Raw genomic sequence first — 18,949 nt, forward strand, 5'->3', positions numbered from 1 at the left:
TGGTCAGTTCGGGGTCAGCACGATCCTCCCGAAGACCTCGCCGGCGTCCATCTTCTGGTGCGCCGCCACGGCGTGCTTCAACGGCAGCACCTCGTGCACAACGGTCTGGAGCTCGCCACGACGTACGGCGGCGAACTGTTCCATCCGCACGGCGCGTCGAGCGGGCTCAGCCACCGTCGCGGCGCTGAACGTGGCGAAGGACATCGACTTCTGGAACGCGGCCATCAATCTCGTACCGAAGTCGGCCGGCGGCTGGCCCCCGACCGCGCCGACGACCACGAGCCGGCCGTTGGGGTTGAGCCTGTCGAAGAACGAAGGCATGCCTTGACCTGCCACGACGTCGATGATCACGTCGTAGCCCGCGGGTTCGTCCGGACCTGCTTCTCCGTAGCGGTCCAGCACGTGGGTCGCACCGAGGTCACGCAGCCGACGGCCACGTTCCGGGGAGGAGGTGGTGACCGCCACGGCGCCGGCACCACCGCGCGCGGCAAGTTGGACCACCATGATCCCGATGCTGCCGGCCGCGCCGCGCACCAGCACGGCCTCCCCGGGCGAGAAACGAGCGTGAGCGAGACCGAAGTGGGCGACGACCCCGGCGCTGCCGAGCGTTACGGCGTCGACGGCGGAAAGACCCGCCGGGAGGGTGACGACCTCCGCGACCGGTGCGATGGCCTGCTCGGCGTAGCCGCCGCCCGTGCCGGTGAAAGCCCACACCTGCTGCCCGAGCCATGCGGGGTCGACGCCGTCGCCGACCGCGGTCACCGTCCCCGCGACCTCGCCGCCGGGGATGTGTCCCTCTCGATAGCCGTAGGCGGCGAGAGCGCCGCTTCGGATCATGACGTCGACGCCTGCGACTCCGATCGCCTCGGTGGCGATCAGCACCTGGCCGGGAGCGGGAGCCGGGTCAGGGATGTCGATAAGAGCGAGCCCTTCGGGGCGTCCGAATTCCTCAATCGCGATTGCCTTCACCGTCGTCCCTTTTCGTGGGCTGGATACGAGCCGCTGTGCGGCGGCCCTGCTTGTCCGGGAACGGTAGCGGACGCCGGCGTCCGTTTAGCTATAGTGAGACAGTGGCCGACGATTTGCCTCACAAGCTGCGTTCGGACGCCCTGGACAATCGCGAGCGCATCCTCGACGCGGCTCGGGCGGTATTCGCCACCGAAGGCCTGGACGTGCCGATGCGCGAGATAGCCCGGCGCGCCGGCGTCGGACCCGCCACCCTGTACCGCCACTTCCCCACGAAGCAGGCGCTGGCCGCCGAGGCCTTCACCGAGCAGATGCATGCGTGCCGCACCATCGCCGAGGAGGAGCTCGCCGACCCGGATCCGTGGCGCGGCTTCTGCCACGTGATCGAGCGGCTCTGTGAGCTGCAGGCACGAAACCGCAGCATCACCACGGCGTTCACCTCGGCCTTCCCCCACGCCATCGATCTCGCCGCGGAACGCGAGCGCACACTCCGCTCGCTCGCCGAGCTCGCGCGTCGCGCCAAGGACACCGGCCAGTTGCGGCCCGACTTCGTCCTGGACGACCTCATCCTCGTGCTCACGGCGAACGGCGGCCTGCACGCCGCATCGGCAGACGCCCGGATAGCTGCCTCCCGCCGCTTCGCCGCGCTCGCGATCCGGGCGTTCCGCGCGTGATCGGCACTCCCCGCGATCCCCCGTGGTCCGGACGGGTTTCGGGCACGTGCGGGAAAGAAATGGTGTTTGGCTCTTCCCATTCAGTTCCTGCTGCCCAAGGCCGAGGCAGCAGCGCAGATCGGCTCTGATATCGGCGGGCCTCTTGGCACAGGACCGTGTTTCGGCGAAAACCAAACAGCAGCCCGCAGCCGACAAAGGACGCGGCGGTGCGGCCCGGTCGCGCCGCACCGCCTCACTTCCTCGGTGCTGTCACCGCAGGGAGGACGCCTCCGGCAGACCGTCGTCGGACCATCGCGCGGCGATCACCGCGGTCCAGCTCGCCGGGCTGTCCGCGACCCAGGTCTCCTGAGCCAGTGCCTGTCCGGTCGTGGGGTCGATTATCAGGCATGCAGGCCGGCTGCCGACGTTCGGAGGACTGGCGCTTGCCCGCGCCAGATGCCGGGGTCGGTGGAGATACCGGCGCGGTCGTAGGCCTCGTTGACGGCCTGGTGCAGCGCAGCGCGTTCCGACGGTGGGGAGCTGCTCCGCCAGCAGAAGTTTGATCAGGGTGTGGAGGAACAGGGCGCGGTCAGTACGGACGTGCCCGAGAGTTCACCCACCACTCGACGCGAGCCACCTGCCTGTTCGCGTGGTATGAGGCACCCAAACAGGCACGGGCCGGTCGACGCCGAAGCGCCACCCGGCCCGTGCCCGTGCCCGCGCCCGTGCCCTCAGGCTCAGCAGCGGTCCGGCTGCAGGACCACGTCGGTGCTGACCGTGCTACCGGAGCGCACCTTGACCCGCTTCGTCAGGCTGCTGAATCCGTCCTTCGAGTAGACCAGCGTGACCGGGCTGTCCCGCTTGTCGACCCAGAACGACCAGTTGCCGGCCTCGTCGGCCCACAGCGTGGTGCTGGAGTGCTTCGTCCGAACCGTGACCGTGGCGCGCGAGATCGGTGCGACGGAGCCGGTGCAGTCGGCACCGCTGACCGTGCCGCTCACCCGCCCCCACCTCTTCGGCGGGTCGACGTGCATGGTGACCTGGACCGGTGCGGGCTGCACCGGGCCGTCGACCCGGACCGCCAGCGCGGCCAGGTAGTCACCCGGCTGGTCCACTGTCGACGTCTCGCCGGTGTTCAGCTTGAGCGTCACGGTCTTGCTCTGCCCGGGCCGGAGCGTGAAGGCACTGTCGCTCTCGGAGAGCCACGGTACGTCGCCGGACGGCCCGCAGATGTCGTATCCGGGCAGCTCCTGGGCGGTGGCGGTGGCCTCGAAGTACTGCCGTGCCCCGCCGACCCGGTACACGCCACACGCGGCGGCGCCGCGGTAGAACGGCGCGGGCGCGTTCGGCAGGGCGTGCCATTCCCCGGCCACCGGATCGTACGCGTGCCCCTCGTTGGTGACCGACGATGTCGGGCCCGTGCCGCCGGCGACGCCGCCGCTGAGCAGCAGTTGCCCGTTGGCGACCGTCGACGCGGCGCCCCACCAGCCGGTCGGTAGGTCGGCGGCGCGGGTCCACTCGTCCGTGCGAGGGTCGTACGAGTAGGTGGCGGCCGACCCGTCGCCGGTCGTGAGGTCCACACCTCCGGCGCAGGTGACCCGCCCGGCCAGTCCGCCGCAGGACATGAACGCCTCGCTCGCCGGGTAGTCCGCCCGGCTGCCCCACCGGTCGCGTACCGGGTCGTAGGCGAAGACGGTGGTGGTGGCGGGCATGCAGTCGCCGACGGTGCAGCCGGAAACCACGTACAGCAGGCCGTCGAGCACGGCGCCGCCGGCGGCGGCGCGCGGTGCGGGCATCGGTGCGCCGCGCGTCCACGCCCCGGTGGCCGGGTCGTAGATCTGCACGTCGGTGACCGCGTCCAGCGGGCCCCAGCCGCCGGCGACGACGAGCCGGCCGGCGAGGAACGCCGCCACCGGTCGCTGTACGGGCACCGGCAGGTTCGGCAGCGGGGACCACAGCAGCCGGACCGGGTCGTAGACGTAGCCCCTCGCGGTGGGTCCGTAGCCGTCGGCCGTGCCACCGACGACGTAGACCTTGCCGTCGTCGCCGCGGGCCATCGCGTGGTCCATGATCGGGCCGCCCGGGTGGTCGGCCATCGGCGCCCACGCCGGAGCGTCGGACGCCGTCGAGGCGCCCATCGCCGCCGGGGAGGTGACAGTCGCCGGGGAGGTGACGCGCTGCCCGCCGGTGGTACGCCGGGCACCGGTGGCGCCGCCGGGGACCCGCCGCGCCGGCACCGCCGCGGCGGCGGCGACCCGTGCGGCGACCGGGGCGAAGCCGCCGGGCTGCTCCACGAGGGAGACGCGCGCCTGGGCCGAACCGGAGTTGGTGACGGTGAACGACGCCTGCCCGCTCTCGCCGAGCCGCACGTCACGTGTCACGGTCGAACGGTCGACGGTGAGCGCCGCGGCGGCCAGCGAGAAGTCGGCCCGGGTGACCGTGTCGGCCGAGACGTGCACCGATCGGGTTTCGCTGACCCGGTTACGGGCCGACACGGTGAACTTCTGGTCGCCTACCCCCTGCCCGAACAGGGCGAAGTAGCCGTCGCCGAGGCTGTCGTCGTCGGGTGTGGCCACCGACGTGGCCTGCGAATCCGGGTGGGCGGCCGACGTCACGGTGGCCCCGTCGACGCCGTCGCCGGTGTTCGCGTCGAGGACCCGTCCGGCGATGATCCCGCCGGCCACCGGGTCACAGGTCCGTTCGCCGACGTAAACGTCGTCGAGTTCCCAGTAGCGGGCGAACTGTCCCGCGTAGTGGAACTGCACCAGCACCCCGCCGCGGTGCGCGGCCTGCGGGATCGGCAGGGCCAGGGGCCCGTTGATGATGGCCAGCGCGTCCTGCTTCCAGATCGTCGACCAGGTGGCACCGCCGTCGATAGAGACGCGTACCTCGGCCGATTGGGTCGGCAGGTACCCGACGAAGCGGGTGCGCAGCCCGACGACGGGATGGTCGACGTCGGTGAGGTCGACCGGCGGCGTGGTGAGCGTGGTGTCCTTGCGGTCCTGGAACTGGGTGTCGATGAGGGCGAAGTTCCCGCTGCCCGTCGTCTCGTTGGTGCGCGGGATCACCGTGCCCCGGTTGAACTCCCACCCGCCGTTCTCGGTCGCGTTGTCGACCCGCCAGCCGGTCGGCACGCCGGTGAAGTCGAACGCTTCGGCGGGCAGGCCGGCGTAGTTGTGCTGGTAGCCGGCGGCCCCGCAGATCTCGTCGTCCACCGGCACCGCGAAGTCCCGGCCGACATCGGTGGCGTCGACGGTGATCTGCGCGTCGGTGGTGCGGTACCCGGCCGGATCGGCCCGCACGTTCAGGGTCAGGGCGGACTCTACGGGCACCCGCATCTGGTAGCGGCCGGTGAACGGATCGGTGCGCACGGCCGGCAGCGGCGTGCCGGGTGCGGACACCGTGGCGTACAGCGGCCAGCCGTGCCCGGAACCATCTTTCACCGTGCCGGAGAGGGTGACCTGGGGCTTGGCGTGCAGCGCGAGATTCACCGTGGAGGTCTGCCCGTCGGTGACCTCGACGTCACGGGTCACGCCGGCGTAGCCGAACGCGGCGACCGCCACGGTGAACGTGCCGACGGATTCCGTGACGTCGTACCGCCCGGCGGCGTCGGTGGTGGCGGTGACGCTGCGGCCGCCGCCGCTCACCGTGACGGTGGCGTTCGCGATCGGCGCGTGGCTGGTCGCGTCGGTCACGGTGCCGGCGAGGTGGCCGTGCGGACCGGGTGCCCGGAACGCGGCGACACCGTTCGGCGTGCCGAGGCCCGTCGGGCCGTCGAAGCCTTCACCGGCGGTGCACAGGTACGCCGCTGCCGGGTCGCAGTTGCCGTTCCGGCCCGTGGTGATGTCGTTGAGGCTGCCGGCGGACGCGGCGTAGGGGTACCAGTTCGGTGTGTCGCCGGCTGGTGTCCGGCCGGCGAGGGCGTAGACGCCGGCGATGATCGGGGCGGACAGGCTCGTGCCGCCGGCCTGCGCCCAGCCGTAGCCGCCGAAGCTCTGGTAGACGGCCAGACCGTGGAGCGGGTCGGCGAGGGCGGACACGTCGGCGACGGTACGGCCGGGGCATCCGGCGTCGGCCTGGAAGTAGGGCTTTGGCTCGACCGTGGAGCATCCGCTGCCCGGTGCGCCGGAGTAGTTGTCCCACACCTGCTCGGTCCAGCCGCGGCTGGTGGTGTCGTCGGGGGTGAGCGTGGTGCCGCCGACGGCCGTCACATGCGGTGACGAGGCCGGGAAAGACATGCCGTACCCGTAGTCGCCGGAGGCGGCCACGATCGCCACGCCCGGGTGCTGGTAGTGCTTCCCGTAGGTGGAGCTCACGTCGGCGTGTTCGGGGCCGCCGTAGGAGTTCGACACCACCTGCGCGCCGCTGGCGACCGCCCGGTCGACGGCCTGGCCCAGGTCTGCGACCGAGTTGCTGTCGGCCTCCACCAGCAGGAGGTGACAGCGCGGGCACACCGCCGACACGGTGTCGAGGTCGAGCGAGATCTCGCCGGCCCACGACTCGTCGGGGATGGGGTAGTCGTGGCCGCCGCGTTGGTCGATCTTCGTGAAGCAGCCGTTGTCGGTGGTGCATGGGGGCAGGCCCCAGTGCGCCCGGTAGACCGCGAGGTCCGCCTCAGCCGTCGGGTTGTCGAAGGCGGCCACGACCGCGACGGTGATGCCGTCACCGCCCGCCGCCGGCAGGTTGTACGCGGAGGCGAGGTCGGCGGGCCCGTACCCGTAGACCGGGTCGTCGGCGCTGGCCTGCCGGGACGGCGCCGACGGCTGTGCGGGGGCCGTCGGCGGGATGCGGCGGATCGAATTGCACTGCGCGTACCCCACCTGCACGGGTCCGCTGCACACTCGCTCGACCCGCCACTCGCCGGACGGGCCAGAGCCGGTCGCGGTGGTGACGGGATCTGTGGATGTCGTGGTCAGCGGAGCCGCGTGGGCCACGCCCGTAGCACCCTGGGTGATCAGTGTGCAGGCAGCCACGGCGGCCACCGCGAGCGCGCGTAACGAACGACGCGACATGATTGCTCCTCCTCAATCGTGCCGGCACCGAACGTCACGGTCGTCATGCGTCGCCGCGAGGGGATCCCACATGCACTCCATGCATCTTGATCACCGGCGGCGAGACATTAACAGCGTGATGGCACGCAACGGTGCCCGATTCGGCCAGGTGCCCGTTCCGGACGCACGGGCCTATGCTCACGCTGTGCTGGACGACGGGGAGCGGGGAGCATGGGACCTGGTCGGATTATCCGACCTGGACCAACAGGTGTATCGGCGGCTCCTGCTCGACCCGAGGGCGGACGCCGATTCGCACGCCGACGCGCTGCGGTGTTCTACCTCGCAGGTACGCGCCGCGCTGGACCGTCTGGCCTCGTTGGGCCTGATCCGCCGCGACACCGAGATCGACGGCCGGTACCAGGCCGTGGATCCGCTCGCCGGCTTGGCCGCGTTGGTGCGGGATCGCCGGCACGCCCTGGACCGGCTCGAGGCCGCGTCGTACGAGCTGTCCCGGGTCTTCGCCGCCGGACTGATGCGTACCGAACCACGACGACTCTTCGAGGTGGTCGAGGGACGTACGGCGACCGCGAGCCGCATTCACGACCTGCTCGGCTCGGCGAGGACAGAGGTGGTCGGGATCGACACCCCGCCGTACGTCGCGCCGAACAGCACCCCCATCAGTGATGCCGAACTCGGTCTGCTGCAACGAGGCGTCCGCTTCCGCTCGCTGTACGCCAGCCAGGTCCTCGACGAACCGGCGCTGGTCGCCCGCATCCAGTGGATGGTCGACAACGGCGAGGAGGCCCGAACACTGCCGCAGGTACCCATGAAGCTGCTGGTGGTCGACCGGGAGACCGCCGTGGTGCTTCTCGCCGGCGAAGAGACCGCGCCGGAAACCCTTTCGGTCGTGGCGGCTCGTTCGGCGCTGACCGACGGTCTCCAGGCCATCTTCGAGCAACTGTGGTCGCACGCGAGCCCCATCCGGTTCGGGTCGGGCCGGCAAGACGCGCGCGACGCCGACACGAGCAAGCTCATCGACCTGCTCAACGCGGGGATGAAGGACGAGTCGATCGCCCGTCACCTCAGGGTGAGCCCGCGGACTGTCCGCCGCCGGATCGCCGCTCTGCTCGACGACCTCGACGCCACCGGCCGGTTCCAGGCCGGGGTCCGCGCGGTCCGCCGCGGCCTGCTCTGACCCGGCCCGGCAGGTAGGAATCAACCTGTCGGGACATCGGAGGCAGGATTCGGCACAGCGCTGCCAGCGCCGGTCCGTCGCCGTGGCCTCGACGGGTGGCCTCGCCGACGATCGGCCGGCTCGGCCGACCGGGAACGGTTCGAGGCGATCGGCGGCTGCCGCGGCACAAGCCGGTTGACGAGATCATCATCAATGATCAAGATCGTGATTGTTTCGATGGCCGCCCGACAGGCATTCGGACGCCATCGAGACGCATCGTCCAATCCGGACGGACAGACGATCTTGAGGAGTGCGGCGTATGCGTCGACGAAGGTTACCAAGCCTGCTACTGGGCTCCCTGCTGCTGGGCGTCGCCGCAGTCGCCGTGACGGGCACCGGCGCCCCCACCGCAGACGCGGCTCCGGCCGGCACGCCACCGACGGCGGCCCCGGCCGGAGCCGCCACGACGATCACCCTGATCACCGGGGACCGGGTCATCACCGACGGTCACGGCGGGACGGCCGTCGAGCGCGGACCCGGCCGCGCCGGTACCGACTTCGTGAGCCAGACGATCGACGACCACCAGTACGTCATCCCGGTCGACGCGTTGCCGCTGCTACAGGACGGCCGGCTCGACCGACGGCTGTTCGACCTGACGACGCTGGCCGAGTTCGGCTACGACGACCGGTCCGGTGAACTTCCGCTGCTCGTGTCGTACCCGGCCTCAGGCACGAAGAAGGAAGCCGCCGCGCGTACGGCTTCGACCGTCGCCGGCGCCCGGGTGGTGCGGGACCTGCCCAGCATCGGCGCCTTCGCGGTCCGCGCCGACCGCGCCGACCGGGCGAAGCTGTGGCAGTCGCTGACGGGCGGTACGGCGACCGCCCGCACGCTGTCCACCGGGGTCGACCGGGTCTGGCTGGACGGCAAGCGCACGATCGACCTGGACGTGAGCGTGCCGCAGATCGGTGCGCCGACGGCCTGGCAGGCGGGCCTGGACGGGACCGGCACGACCGTCGCGGTCCTCGACACCGGCGTGGACGCCACCCATCCCGACCTGGCGGGACAGATCGTGGGCATGCAGAACTTCACCAGCACGCCCAGCACGGACGACACGGTGGGGCACGGCACCCACGTCGCGTCGACGATCGCGGGCACCGGCGCCGCCTCGGGCGGCCGGTACAAGGGTGTCGCGCCGGGAGCCAAGCTGCTCATCGGCAAGATCTGCGGCGACAGATCCTGCACGGAATCCGACGTCCTGGCGGGCATGGCGTGGGCGGCCCCGCGGGCGCAGATCATCAACATGAGCCTGGGTGGCGGCGACACCGCCGGCATCGACCCACTTGAGCAGGCCGTCAACGACCTCACCGCCCAGTACGGCACCCTGTTCGTGATCGCCGCCGGCAACGAGGGCACCGCGACTCCCGTCGGCTCGCCGGCCAGCGCGGACGCCGCCCTCGCCGTCGCCGCGGTCGACAGCAACGATCAGCTCGCCTCCTTCTCGAGCCGGGGCCCGCGCGTCGGCGACCACGCGGTCAAGCCCGACATCGCGGCGCCGGGCGTGAACATCGTTGCGGCCCAGGCCGTGCACGGCGCCGGCGGCACGCCAGCGCCGGTCGCCGGTTACACGACCATGTCCGGCACCTCGATGGCGACGCCGCACGTCGCGGGCGCCGCCGCGATCCTGACCCAGGCGCACCCCGGCTGGTCGGCGCAGCAGCGCAAGACCGCCCTGATGGCGGCGGCCAAGCCCACCACGGGAATGACAGTCCTCGGGCAGGGCGCAGGTCGGGTCGACGTGGCGCGGGTGATCAGCCAGACGGTGGCCACCCAGGAGGGCAGCGTCAGCTTCGGCCGCCAGCCCTGGCCGCACGCCGACGACGCGCCCATCGTCAAGACCGTCACCTACCGCAACGACGGCCCGGACCCGGTGACGCTGTCACTGAGCGTGCAGACCGCGGCAGGCGTACCGGCAAGCGCCTTCACCACGGGCGCCACCAGCCTGACCGTGCCCGCGGGCGGCACCGCGTCGACCACGCTCACCGCCGACACGGCCGTCGACGGGCCGGACGGCTACTGGACCGGCTACCTGTCCGCCAGCGCGGCCGGCGGCGTACAGGTCCAGACGCCGTTCGCCGTCGACCGGGAGAGCGAAGGCTACGACGTGACCCTGGTGCACACCGGACGCAACGGGGCTGCGGCGACGACCCGGTACACCTCGATCGTCAACCTGGACACCTACGAGGTCATCTACGAGTGGACGACCAACCCCACGCCGGTGCTGCATCTGCCCAGCGGGCGGTACGGGTTGTACAGCTGGATCAACGGTCCGGACACCGACCCGACGCGCTACTCCTCCACCATGCTCGTGCAGCCCGCATTCGTCGTCGACCGCCCCCTCACGATCCAACTGGACGCCCGACTGGCCAAGCCGATCTCGGTCACCGTGCCGAAGGCCGATGCGGTGCCGACCCTGATCGCGATCAACGCGACCTGGTCCGCCGGCCCCGGCAAGGGCGCCGTCGCGCTCAGCACGCCGGCCGCCTTCGCCGGGAACTACGTCGGACAGGTCGGGCCGGACGAGCCCGCCCCGGAGTTCAAGAGCACGATCGGGGCATCGTTCGCCGCCTCGACCGGCGGCACGATCCGCAACAGTCCGTACGTGTACGACCTGGTGTGGATCGACCAGGGCGGCATGTTCGACGGCCTCACCAAGGCACCGAAGCCGACCGATCTGGCCAGCATCGAGTCGACGTACGCCAGCACCGGAATGCCCGGAGAGGACGGCGTCGAAGCCAACGGCGGTCGGCTCGCGCCCAGCGACACCTACTGGACCGTGTACGTCCCGTTCGACCTGCCGTTCCGCCGTACCGAATACGTCAACACCGACGGTGGGGTGGGGTGGAGTTCTACGTTCATGCACCGGGCGATGCCGGAGGGCAGCACCTACCCGGCGACGATGTACCAGTCGAACCAGCCGTGGCAGGCGTACCTCGGCGGGCGCACGTACCGGCAGTCGTGGAACCAGGCGGTGTTCGGCCCGTCGTTGACCAGCCCGAACGGGCCCGCCGACTGGGTGACCCGCACCGGCGACATGATCCAGGCCGGAGTGCCGATGTTCGCCGACGGCACCGGTCGGCCCGGCAACTCGAATGTCTCCGCCACCCGCATCGCCCTCTACCGCGGCGACACGCTGCTCGGCTCCGTCGACAAGCCGGTCGGGCAGTTCGAGGTGCCGGCCGGGCCGGCGACCTACCGGCTGGAGGCATCGGCGACCCGGGCCGAACCGAGCAACTTGTCGACCAGCGTGTCGGGGGTATGGACGTTCCGCTCCGGGCACGTGGACGGGAAGACGCCGCAGCGGTTGCCGCTGTCCACGGTGCGGCTCAGCCCGCGGCTGAACGAGCTGAACGAGGCACCGGCGGGTCGACGCTTCGACATCCCGTTGACGGTGAAGCGACAGCCAGGCGCCTCGACCGGGCCCACGAAGCGGATGTCCGTGGAGGTGTCGTACGACGACGGGCAGACCTGGCGGCGGGCGGTTGTCACGGGCTCAGGTGACCACCGTGTCGTGAAGGTGAGCCACCCGAAGGCCGCCGGGTTCGTGTCGCTGCGGGTGCAGGCGGATGACGCCGCCGGGAACACGGTCACCCAGACCGTGATCCGGGCGTACGCCATCTCCTGATCCCCGGGCACGCGCGGAGGGGTGGCGGGCAATGGCCCGCCACCCCGACAGGCTGACATCTGGTAGTCCAGCCGGCGATCGTGATTACGGCTCGATGAGGGCTTGGCGGGCGTAACAGCTGCCTATGGCTCGGGCTCGGTGGCGGCGTCGGCGGATTGACCAGAGCAGGGGGTCGGTGTGCCGGCGGGTGGGTTCGATGATCAGTTTGTTGAACAGGTGGCGTAGCTCGTCAACGGTCAGCGGGATCAGCCCGGCTGGATTCGGCCGCTTGTGGTGAGCGGTGGCAGCGGTGAGGAAGGCATGGGCGAGCTTCCGCTCGTGCACCAGGCGCACTCAGTTTCAATGCTCAGACGAGGATGGCTCGGTGAGTGATATTCCGGCTCTCGGTCCCCTGCCACAGCGCATTGCCGTCGACGTGGAGCAGGCGCGCCGGCTCGTCGCCGACCAGTTCCCGCAGTGGGCCGACCTCCCAGTTGAGCCCGTGGCCAACGGCGGCTGGGACAACTGGACGTTCCATCTCGGCCCCGAGATGTCCGTGCGCCTGCCGAGCGCCGCGGAGTACGCCCGCGCGGTCGACAAGGAACATCGGTGGCTCCCGACGCTCGCCACCCGGTTACCGCTACCCGTCCCCACCCCGCTGGCGAAGGGCGAGCCCGGTGCCGGCTACCCCTACTCATGGTCGATCTACCGGTGGCTCGCCGGTACGCCGGCGCACCCGGACCGGCTCGCCGACCCCGTGCGGTTCGCGCTCGATCTGGCTGAGTTTCTAGCGGCCCTGCAGAACATCGATGCCGCTGGTGGTCCACAGCCTGGTCTCCACAACTGGTTCCGGGGTGGCACCCTGCGTACCTTCGACAAAGAGGTTGAGCGTGCGCTCGCGGAGCTGGGCGACCGCGTGGATACCGAGCTGGTTCGCGCGATCTGGACGAGTGCACTCGGCGCTGACTGGGACGGTGTGGACCGCTGGTTCCACGGGGACATCGCCGCAGGGAACCTCCTGGTTGCTGACGGGCAGCTGGTGGCCGTCATCGACTTCGGAACATGCGGCGTCGGCGACCCGGCCTGCGATCTGGCAATCGCTTGGACCTTGCTGACCCCCGACGGCCGGCAGGCATTCCGCGAGCGGCTATCGGTGGATGAAGCGACGTGGGCGCGTGGACGTGGTTGGGCCCTCTGGAAGACGCTCGCTGCCTGCTCCTACACATTCGAAGATCCCGAGGACGCGGAAGAATACGCCAGTGCCCTGCGCGTCCTCGGTGAGATCTTCTCTGAGTACACGGCCGACGCGGCCACCAAACCAAGCCCATGACAGCCACCAAGTGCTGTTGGTGGTACAGCCGCTGCGCATCCCCCTGATCCATGGCGTTGGGAACGCGACGAGTCAGACGAGCCGGGTGAGCAGGATTCGGCCGCCCTCGTACACCCCGCCGTCGATCGCGACGACCCGGCGGTCGGCGTACCTCAGCGCAGCCCGGACGTCCTGCGGCGCTACCCCGAAGTACTTGGTGAGCGTGCTGTGCCCGTGCACGAGTACCTCGCCACCGAGCACGCGCAGCATCGTCGACACCGCATCGTCCGGGCGCGCCGACTCGGCTTCACGAAACGCGCCCCGGTCGCTCATCCGGCCGCAGAACTCCAGCCACTTCGCGCTCTCCGAAGCGGCCAGGGCCTCGGTCACGGCCGCGTTGACGGCTCCGACGCTCGATCCGAACTCCAGGTACCGTGCGGTGTCGGAGTGGACGAGCAGGTGCCCGTCGACGACCGCGACCGCGGGCAAGCTCATGATCCAGGCGACGTGCTGCGGAGTCAGCCGACGCAAGTCGTCCTCGCGCCCACCGAAGCGCGCCCAACCGCCCTGGAAGCCGCCGGGCTCGTCCCACCCGGCGATCGGCGTGCTGCCGAACCGGTGCGCGGCGAGCAGTTGCACCTCGTGGTTGCCGAGCAGTGCATGCACCTCGCCGCCGCTGGTCGCGGCGGACACGGCAAGTCGTCGAATGTCGTCGATGACGCCGATGCCGTCCGGGCCACGATCGACGTAGTCGCCCAGGAGCCACAGCCGGGCGTCTTCCCCGGACCACTGCCCTGACCTGTCGACAAGTCCCTCGTCGTGAAGCGCGGTTCGCAACTCGGATCGGTGACCATGAACGTCCGCGACCACGTACAGCGGAGGCTTCGATCTTGGCATCGGCCCACCCTACCCACGAGCGCGCTGGGAAGCACAGAAGGCGGTGAGGGATGGTCGCCCTGCCGTACCGGGGATAAGCAGGACGCCGATGGCGGCTGCGATCAGGCGCAGGCTGGTCCGGAGCGATCGGACCTTCTCCGGTTCGCGAAACGAACTCCTGGGGCAGGTACTCCCAGGGAATCGCGGTGTAGAGCACGAACAGGATCCCGCACAGCACCTTGCGGTCATCGAGAGGCTTGCGGCCCGGGAACCGATGCCGCCGGGGCGGACGGGGTGGCAACAGCGGTGCGATCTCGGCCCAGAGTTCGTCCGAGACGATCCACGGCGGCTGCTCACCCCTCCTCACGTTCAGACAGAACGATCCACGTCCTGAGGACGCGCCAACATCATTTCGTTAGGAGCGCCAACGCTCGCACGTGTCCGTTGAGCCGTAATCACGATCCCCGGCTGGAGTGCTAGTACAGATCGAGACCGTCACTCCGACACGAAAACCCGCTTCTGGTGACAACCATCAGATCGGCAGGTTCGAGCACGACTTGAGCTCGACCAATTGGGTCAGATGGCCAACCCGGCACCCCCGGACACGACGATCTCCTGCCCGGTGATGTAAACGGCATCGTCCGAAGCCAGGAAGGCGACCGTCCCCGCGATGTCTTCTGGCGTCGCGAGGCGGCCGAACGGATTCTGCCCGGCCATCGCCGTCATCGTTCCCGCGACGTCATCGGTTGCCGTCCGGATCGAGGCTCTCGTCATCGGAGTATCGGTCATTCCGGGGCTGACCGCGTTGATACGAATCCGGCGCGGTGCGAGCTCGAGCGCAAGTGTCGGGATCATCGCCAGCATGGCGCCGTGCGACCCGGCCGCAACGCTGCTGCCGGTGAGGCTGCGCGTTGCTCCGATACCCACGGTCACAATGACCGAAGCGCCGTCGGACAGCAGCGGCAAGGCCTTGACCAGGGTGAAGAACACCCCTTTCGTGTTGACGGCGAACACTTCGTCGTAGCCCGATTCATCCCAATTCTCCAGCGTCATCGGGCGGTTGACGCCGGCGTTCAGGAACAGCGTGGTCAGACTTCCGAACTGTCGTCCGACTTCGGACACGACGTTGTCGATGTCCGATAGCGACCGCGCGTCAGATTGCAGAACCAGGACGTCGTCGGGCAATTCTTGCCGTGCGAGAGCCACACTCTCCTGACGTTGTCCGGTGACGGCGACGCGGTAGCCGCGATCGTGCAGAGTCCGCGCGGTCGCCTTTCCGATTCCGCTGGTGCCGCCCGTGATCAGGGCCGTACGTTCCGACATCACACTCACTTCATCCTCATTGTTGGCTGGACTGGACAGGCCAAATGGCAAACGCGCCACTGGCGTGACGTCCAGCTGATCTGTCCAGGATTGAGACTCCCACTGGACTATACAGTCCAGGGTTGGCCAACTCCTCGGGTGCCGGCCTGGGCTTTCTGCCAGCGGAGCGCCTCGGCCGCGAGTTGCGACGGGAGATCGTGCACGAACAGGCCCCCCAAGTCGTCTTCGGCCCTGCCGTCGCGTCTGTCCTGTTCGCGGCTGGCCTGGTCGTGTCCGGTGGCAGCCCGCCACTCGCCGGGCCATCGGATCGGGGCGGTCAACGATCAGATGATGGAGCCGACCGATCGGCGAAGCGAACACCTCCGTCGTGGTCAGGCCATAGGCCAGCACGGCCATGGCCTCTTCCGGCGCGCGGAAAAGGTCAGGCGGTACACCGGCGACTATTGCCCGGGCGTGTGGACGACGTACAGATCGAGGGTGACGTCCGCATTCTGACAATGCCGGACGGGACGCAGACACGGGAACTCATCCTGGCCATCGTCACAGCATCCGGAGGATGGCGTACGCAGTGGTCGAGATGACCTACCACCACGCGGCATTCCAGGTGCGCGACGAGAGCGATCACAGCCGGCTCGTCTGGCTGACCGACGTCCTCCCCCACACGATGGCTGATGCGGTGAGGGCCCGGCTCGAGCGCGGGATCGAGGAGATGAGAGCGGTCCTGGAACTCAACGAATCCGAACGATAGGACCCGTGGCGTGCTTGCCCACCGGCACGAACCACTCCACGGCCTTGCGCGCCTCACCATCGCCGGTTCGATGTTGGTTGAGTCTCTTTCCGCTCGGCGCGAGCCTGGCGTTCTCAGTTGGCGTCGATCGCCTGGGTGAAGCGCGTCAGCATGTCCCGCAGCGCGGCGGTTACCTGCTGGTCGGCGATGATCCCGTCCGTGGTCACCGCATCACGGGTGACGGGAATACGCGCGCACGCCGACGTCAGCAGGTTCGCGTCGACATAGCTGAGCACCGTCTCGAGTGTTTCGCGGGCCCCCTCACCCCGCCCGGGAGGTGCCACCGAAAGCCAGGCGACCGGCTTGCCGTTGAGTTCTCCGCTCCCGATCAGCCACTCGAGGAGGTTCTTGAGGCTGCCGGGGATGCTGCCGGCGTACTCGGGGGTGCAGAACAGCACCGCGTCCGCCTCCTCGACCATGCGGCGAAGCTCCGCAACGGCGACTGGCGGTTCCTGATCGCCGGGGACGAACGCGGGGAGGGCGACAAGTCCGTCGTACAGCGTGGCAGTGACGTCGTCGGAAACGAGCGAGGCGATCGTACGCAGGGCTGCGGTGTTGGTCGACCCCGCGCGGGTGCTCCCGGAGATCAACAGAAGGTGCGTCATGAGGGGACCGTACGGCAGGCAGCTCGCGATCCACCGGATCGCCACCTGTCGTGAGCGCTACCGCGCGTATCTCCGACCACCTCCTCCGCAGGGCCACGCACACCTCAGCTCGTTCCCGTGAGCGATGGCGCTCACGGGAACGAGCGAGAGGACGATCGCCGGTGTGGCGAGTCAATCCGCTGGTGCGAGCGCTACCTGGTACACCTCCGTGTTCATGTTGATGCCGCGGTAAAGGTTCACCGCGACGTAATGCCGATCCTGGTACCAGCTCTGGTCGTCGTCGAGGGTGATCGGTCCCGTTGCGAAGCTTCCGTCGGCAGCGAGATCGGCGGGGATGGGCGTGCCACTCCGGTCGACGAACACCCGGACGGTTCCCCCGACGACGAAGTCCGGATAGGCCGTCAGGTCGACTTTTCCGCGAAGGGTGAAGGTCCTCGTCGGCACCGCGGTGATGGTGTCCGGGGCGGCGCTGCTCGTCGCTGTCAATCGGACGGTCTGACCTGACTCTGTCACCGCCTCCGTGTCGTCCAGCAGGTTCAGCTGGGTCGTGTCGTAGACCGTGCGCTGCAACGTTGACGGGTTGATGTAGGACACGTTCTCCACGACGAAGTTCTTCATGTTCTTGTTCGTTCGGAAGCCCGCGTCGAGGGTGTTCGTCGTGTAGAAGTCCGAGTTTCGGTAGTAGACGTTTTCCACCGGCGACCGCGACGCCGCGCTGGACATCTGGAAGGTCGTCCGCCCGGGCGTCATGCTGGGCGCGGTGTCGACGTTGTCCAGGTAGATGTTCCGGATGGTCGGGTTGAACACGTCCGCGCCCGGGAACGGGACGGTCTCGGAGTAATTGCCGTCGAACTGCACCATCCCGGAGATGCCGCTGCGCAACAGACAGTCCCTCAGGTAGATGTTCTCGACGTAGCCGCCCCGGTTGGAGTTGGTCTTGATCTTCAGCGCCAGCGACAGCCCGGGGCCGCCGAACTCGTTGTCGTGGATGAAGACGTTGCGGATCCCCCCGGACATTTCGCTGCCCATCGAGATCGCTGCGGACCCGCCTCCGTCGTTGTTGTAGACCGAGTGCCGGATGATGATGTCCTCGCTGGGATCGCGGTGCTTCCGGCCGTTGACGTTACGGCCGGCCTTGATCGCCGCGCCGTCGTCGCTGACCGTGACGTGGTTGCCTTCCATCACCACTTGACTGCTCGACTCGGGGTCTACACCGTCGTCGTTGTTCCACCCACCGGCCTCGAAGTCCTTGGTTTTGTCGCTGTAGATGTCGAGGTTGCGGATCAGGACGTTCTTCGAGCTGACCGGATGCACGATCCAGAACGGCGTGTTGCGGATCTTCACGTCCTCGATGAGGACGTTGCTGGACGCGTAGGTCTGGATGAGCGACGGCCGGAAGGTCGACCTGAGGGGCGCCGCGTCGGCGGGCGGCGTCACATTGCGCACCGTGTCACCGTCGATCACCGGGATGGTGGCAGGCAGGTGCCCGTCGTCGGAGAAGATGCGCTTCTGGATCGGTACGTCGGCGTAGTTCATGGCGTTGAGGACGCCGTTGGTGCCGTACGGCGCGTTGGTGTCCTTGTTCTCCACCGAGGGTTCGCCCCAGTAGCCCTTCTTCCATGGGCGCCAGTTCCACATGTCCTCCTGCCCGTCCAGCAGGCCGCCGCCGGTGACCGCGATGTCGGTTTGGCGCAGCGCGTAGACGAAGGGCGAGAAGCTGTAGAGGTCGCTGCCCTCGTAACTGGTCAGCACGACCGGGTAGTACTCGTTCGTCTTGTTGCGGACGAACTTCACGGTGGCGCCGGTCTCGATGTGCAGGTTGATTCTGCTCAGCAAGGTGATGGCGCCGGAGTAGTAGGCACCGTCGGAGTTGCGCGAGCCACCGGCCGGGACGACGACGATCCCGCCGCCTGCCCGGTGGCAGTCGGCGATCGCCGCGGCGATGGCATCGGTGTAGTACCAGACCTGGTGCGAGGCGTAGACGAGCGGTGAGGACTTGACCGCCGGATCACCGGCCTCGTTGCCGACGGCGTACCGCTCGGTGATCTGCCTGACCAGGTGCGCGTACCGGTGGTCGGTGATGTCGCAGCGGCGGTCCGGAAAGACCGGGGTGTTGGCGTTGACGGTGCGGTCGATCTCGTCGTACCGGGTGTGGTTCCAGTAGACGCCGTCGCGCCGCGCGGCATCGGGGTCGTCGAGGGCGAAGGTGTAGCTGCCCACGGAGTGGCCGTCCTCGGCGGTGACCCGCAGGACGTCTCCGGCCTCGATGCGTTCGGCCCGCTTTTCGCTGCCGGCCGCGTCGAAGACTGCGAGCCGTTGCCGTGACCGGTCGGAGGCGACCAGTTGCTCCTTGACCGCGGGCACCCGGGCGCCGGGGCGCACGGTGATCGTGGACGTGCCGACGTTCGTGACGATGGGCGCGGAGCCTGGGCGGGCCACCACGACCGTGCCCGTCGATAGCACCCCGGGGCGGCCTCCGGCGACCGTCGTGTCGTCCGGCCCGGCGGCGAGGCTCGGGCCCGACAGCCCGGCCGTCATGGCCGCGACCACGCCCAGGCACAGCAGAACCCGCATACGACGTTTCACTCCTCGGCTCCCCTCATC

The 18,949-nt window shown here is 69.3% G+C and carries 12 protein-coding genes and 1 pseudogene; 5 read left to right on the forward strand and 8 right to left on the reverse strand.

Annotated elements, in window-relative coordinates; translation table 11 throughout:
* Positions 1 to 3: 3 nt before the first annotated feature.
* Positions 4 to 969, reverse strand: a complete 966-nt coding sequence (locus tag AB0F98_RS19005) for a zinc-dependent alcohol dehydrogenase family protein (protein ID WP_357736926.1) — start codon at positions 967 to 969, stop codon at positions 4 to 6.
* A gap of 101 nt (positions 970 to 1,070) precedes the next feature.
* On the opposite strand from AB0F98_RS19005, the gene AB0F98_RS19010 reads away from it, so the two are divergent.
* Positions 1,071 to 1,640, forward strand: a complete 570-nt coding sequence (locus AB0F98_RS19010; RefSeq protein ID WP_357736929.1) for a helix-turn-helix domain-containing protein — start codon at positions 1,071 to 1,073, stop codon at positions 1,638 to 1,640.
* Between the two features lie 716 nt (positions 1,641 to 2,356).
* On the opposite strand, the gene AB0F98_RS19015 is transcribed toward AB0F98_RS19010, so the two are convergent.
* Positions 2,357 to 6,631 carry a carboxypeptidase regulatory-like domain-containing protein gene (locus AB0F98_RS19015; RefSeq protein ID WP_357736932.1) on the reverse strand — a complete coding sequence of 1,425 codons (4,275 nt, stop codon included), beginning with the start codon at positions 6,629 to 6,631 and terminating at the stop codon, positions 2,357 to 2,359.
* Positions 6,632 to 6,815: 184 nt separating this feature from the next.
* Here AB0F98_RS19015 and AB0F98_RS19020 point away from each other — a divergent pair, with 184 nt between their 5' ends.
* Together AB0F98_RS19020 and AB0F98_RS19025 are read left to right on the forward strand one after the other, a co-directional pair.
* Positions 6,816 to 7,805, forward strand: a complete 990-nt coding sequence (locus AB0F98_RS19020; protein ID WP_357736935.1) for a helix-turn-helix domain-containing protein — start codon at positions 6,816 to 6,818, stop codon at positions 7,803 to 7,805.
* A gap of 298 nt (positions 7,806 to 8,103) precedes the next feature.
* Complete coding sequence (locus AB0F98_RS19025) at positions 8,104 to 11,466, forward strand: S8 family serine peptidase (RefSeq protein WP_357736938.1); 3,363 nt, start codon at positions 8,104 to 8,106, stop codon at positions 11,464 to 11,466.
* Between the two features lie 84 nt (positions 11,467 to 11,550).
* On the opposite strand, the gene AB0F98_RS19030 is transcribed toward AB0F98_RS19025, so the two are convergent.
* Positions 11,551 to 11,790 (reverse strand): hypothetical protein, encoded by a 240-nt coding sequence (locus AB0F98_RS19030; RefSeq protein WP_357736941.1) that lies wholly within the window; start codon positions 11,788 to 11,790, stop codon positions 11,551 to 11,553.
* Positions 11,791 to 11,830: 40 nt separating this feature from the next.
* Between AB0F98_RS19030 and AB0F98_RS19035 the strand changes: the two genes are divergently transcribed.
* Positions 11,831 to 12,775 (forward strand): aminoglycoside phosphotransferase family protein, encoded by a 945-nt coding sequence (locus tag AB0F98_RS19035; RefSeq protein ID WP_357736944.1) that lies wholly within the window; start codon positions 11,831 to 11,833, stop codon positions 12,773 to 12,775.
* 72 nt (positions 12,776 to 12,847) lie between these two features.
* Here AB0F98_RS19035 and AB0F98_RS19040 read toward each other — a convergent pair whose 3' ends face one another.
* The 3 genes and pseudogenes from AB0F98_RS19040 to AB0F98_RS19050 form a co-directional block, all read right to left on the reverse strand.
* The gene (locus AB0F98_RS19040; protein WP_357736947.1) at positions 12,848 to 13,651 is read right to left on the reverse strand and encodes a metallophosphoesterase; all 804 of its coding nucleotides are present in this window, start codon (positions 13,649 to 13,651) and stop codon (positions 12,848 to 12,850) included.
* Between the two features lie 154 nt (positions 13,652 to 13,805).
* Positions 13,806 to 13,970: pseudogene (locus AB0F98_RS19045) on the reverse strand (transposase); the annotation flags it as partial.
* Positions 13,971 to 14,206: 236 nt separating this feature from the next.
* Positions 14,207 to 14,953: an SDR family oxidoreductase gene (locus tag AB0F98_RS19050; RefSeq protein WP_357737205.1), complete on the reverse strand. Its 747-nt coding sequence runs from the start codon at positions 14,951 to 14,953 to the stop codon at positions 14,207 to 14,209.
* Positions 14,954 to 15,509: 556 nt separating this feature from the next.
* Here AB0F98_RS19050 and AB0F98_RS19055 point away from each other — a divergent pair.
* Complete coding sequence (locus AB0F98_RS19055) at positions 15,510 to 15,701, forward strand: hypothetical protein (RefSeq protein ID WP_357736950.1); 192 nt, start codon at positions 15,510 to 15,512, stop codon at positions 15,699 to 15,701.
* A gap of 113 nt (positions 15,702 to 15,814) precedes the next feature.
* Here the strand turns inward: AB0F98_RS19055 and AB0F98_RS19060 are convergent, their stop codons facing one another.
* Positions 15,815 to 16,345, reverse strand: a complete 531-nt coding sequence (locus tag AB0F98_RS19060) for an NADPH-dependent FMN reductase (protein ID WP_357736953.1) — start codon at positions 16,343 to 16,345, stop codon at positions 15,815 to 15,817.
* Between the two features lie 171 nt (positions 16,346 to 16,516).
* Entirely contained in the window at positions 16,517 to 18,919 is a 2,403-nt protein-coding gene (locus tag AB0F98_RS19065) for a glycosyl hydrolase family 28 protein (RefSeq protein ID WP_357736956.1), read from the reverse strand.
* Positions 18,920 to 18,949: the final 30 nt, after the last annotated feature.

Origin of the sequence: Micromonospora sp. NPDC023737, assembly GCF_040639715.1 — a bacterium.
Classification (GTDB): Bacteria; Actinomycetota; Actinomycetes; order Mycobacteriales; family Micromonosporaceae; genus Micromonospora.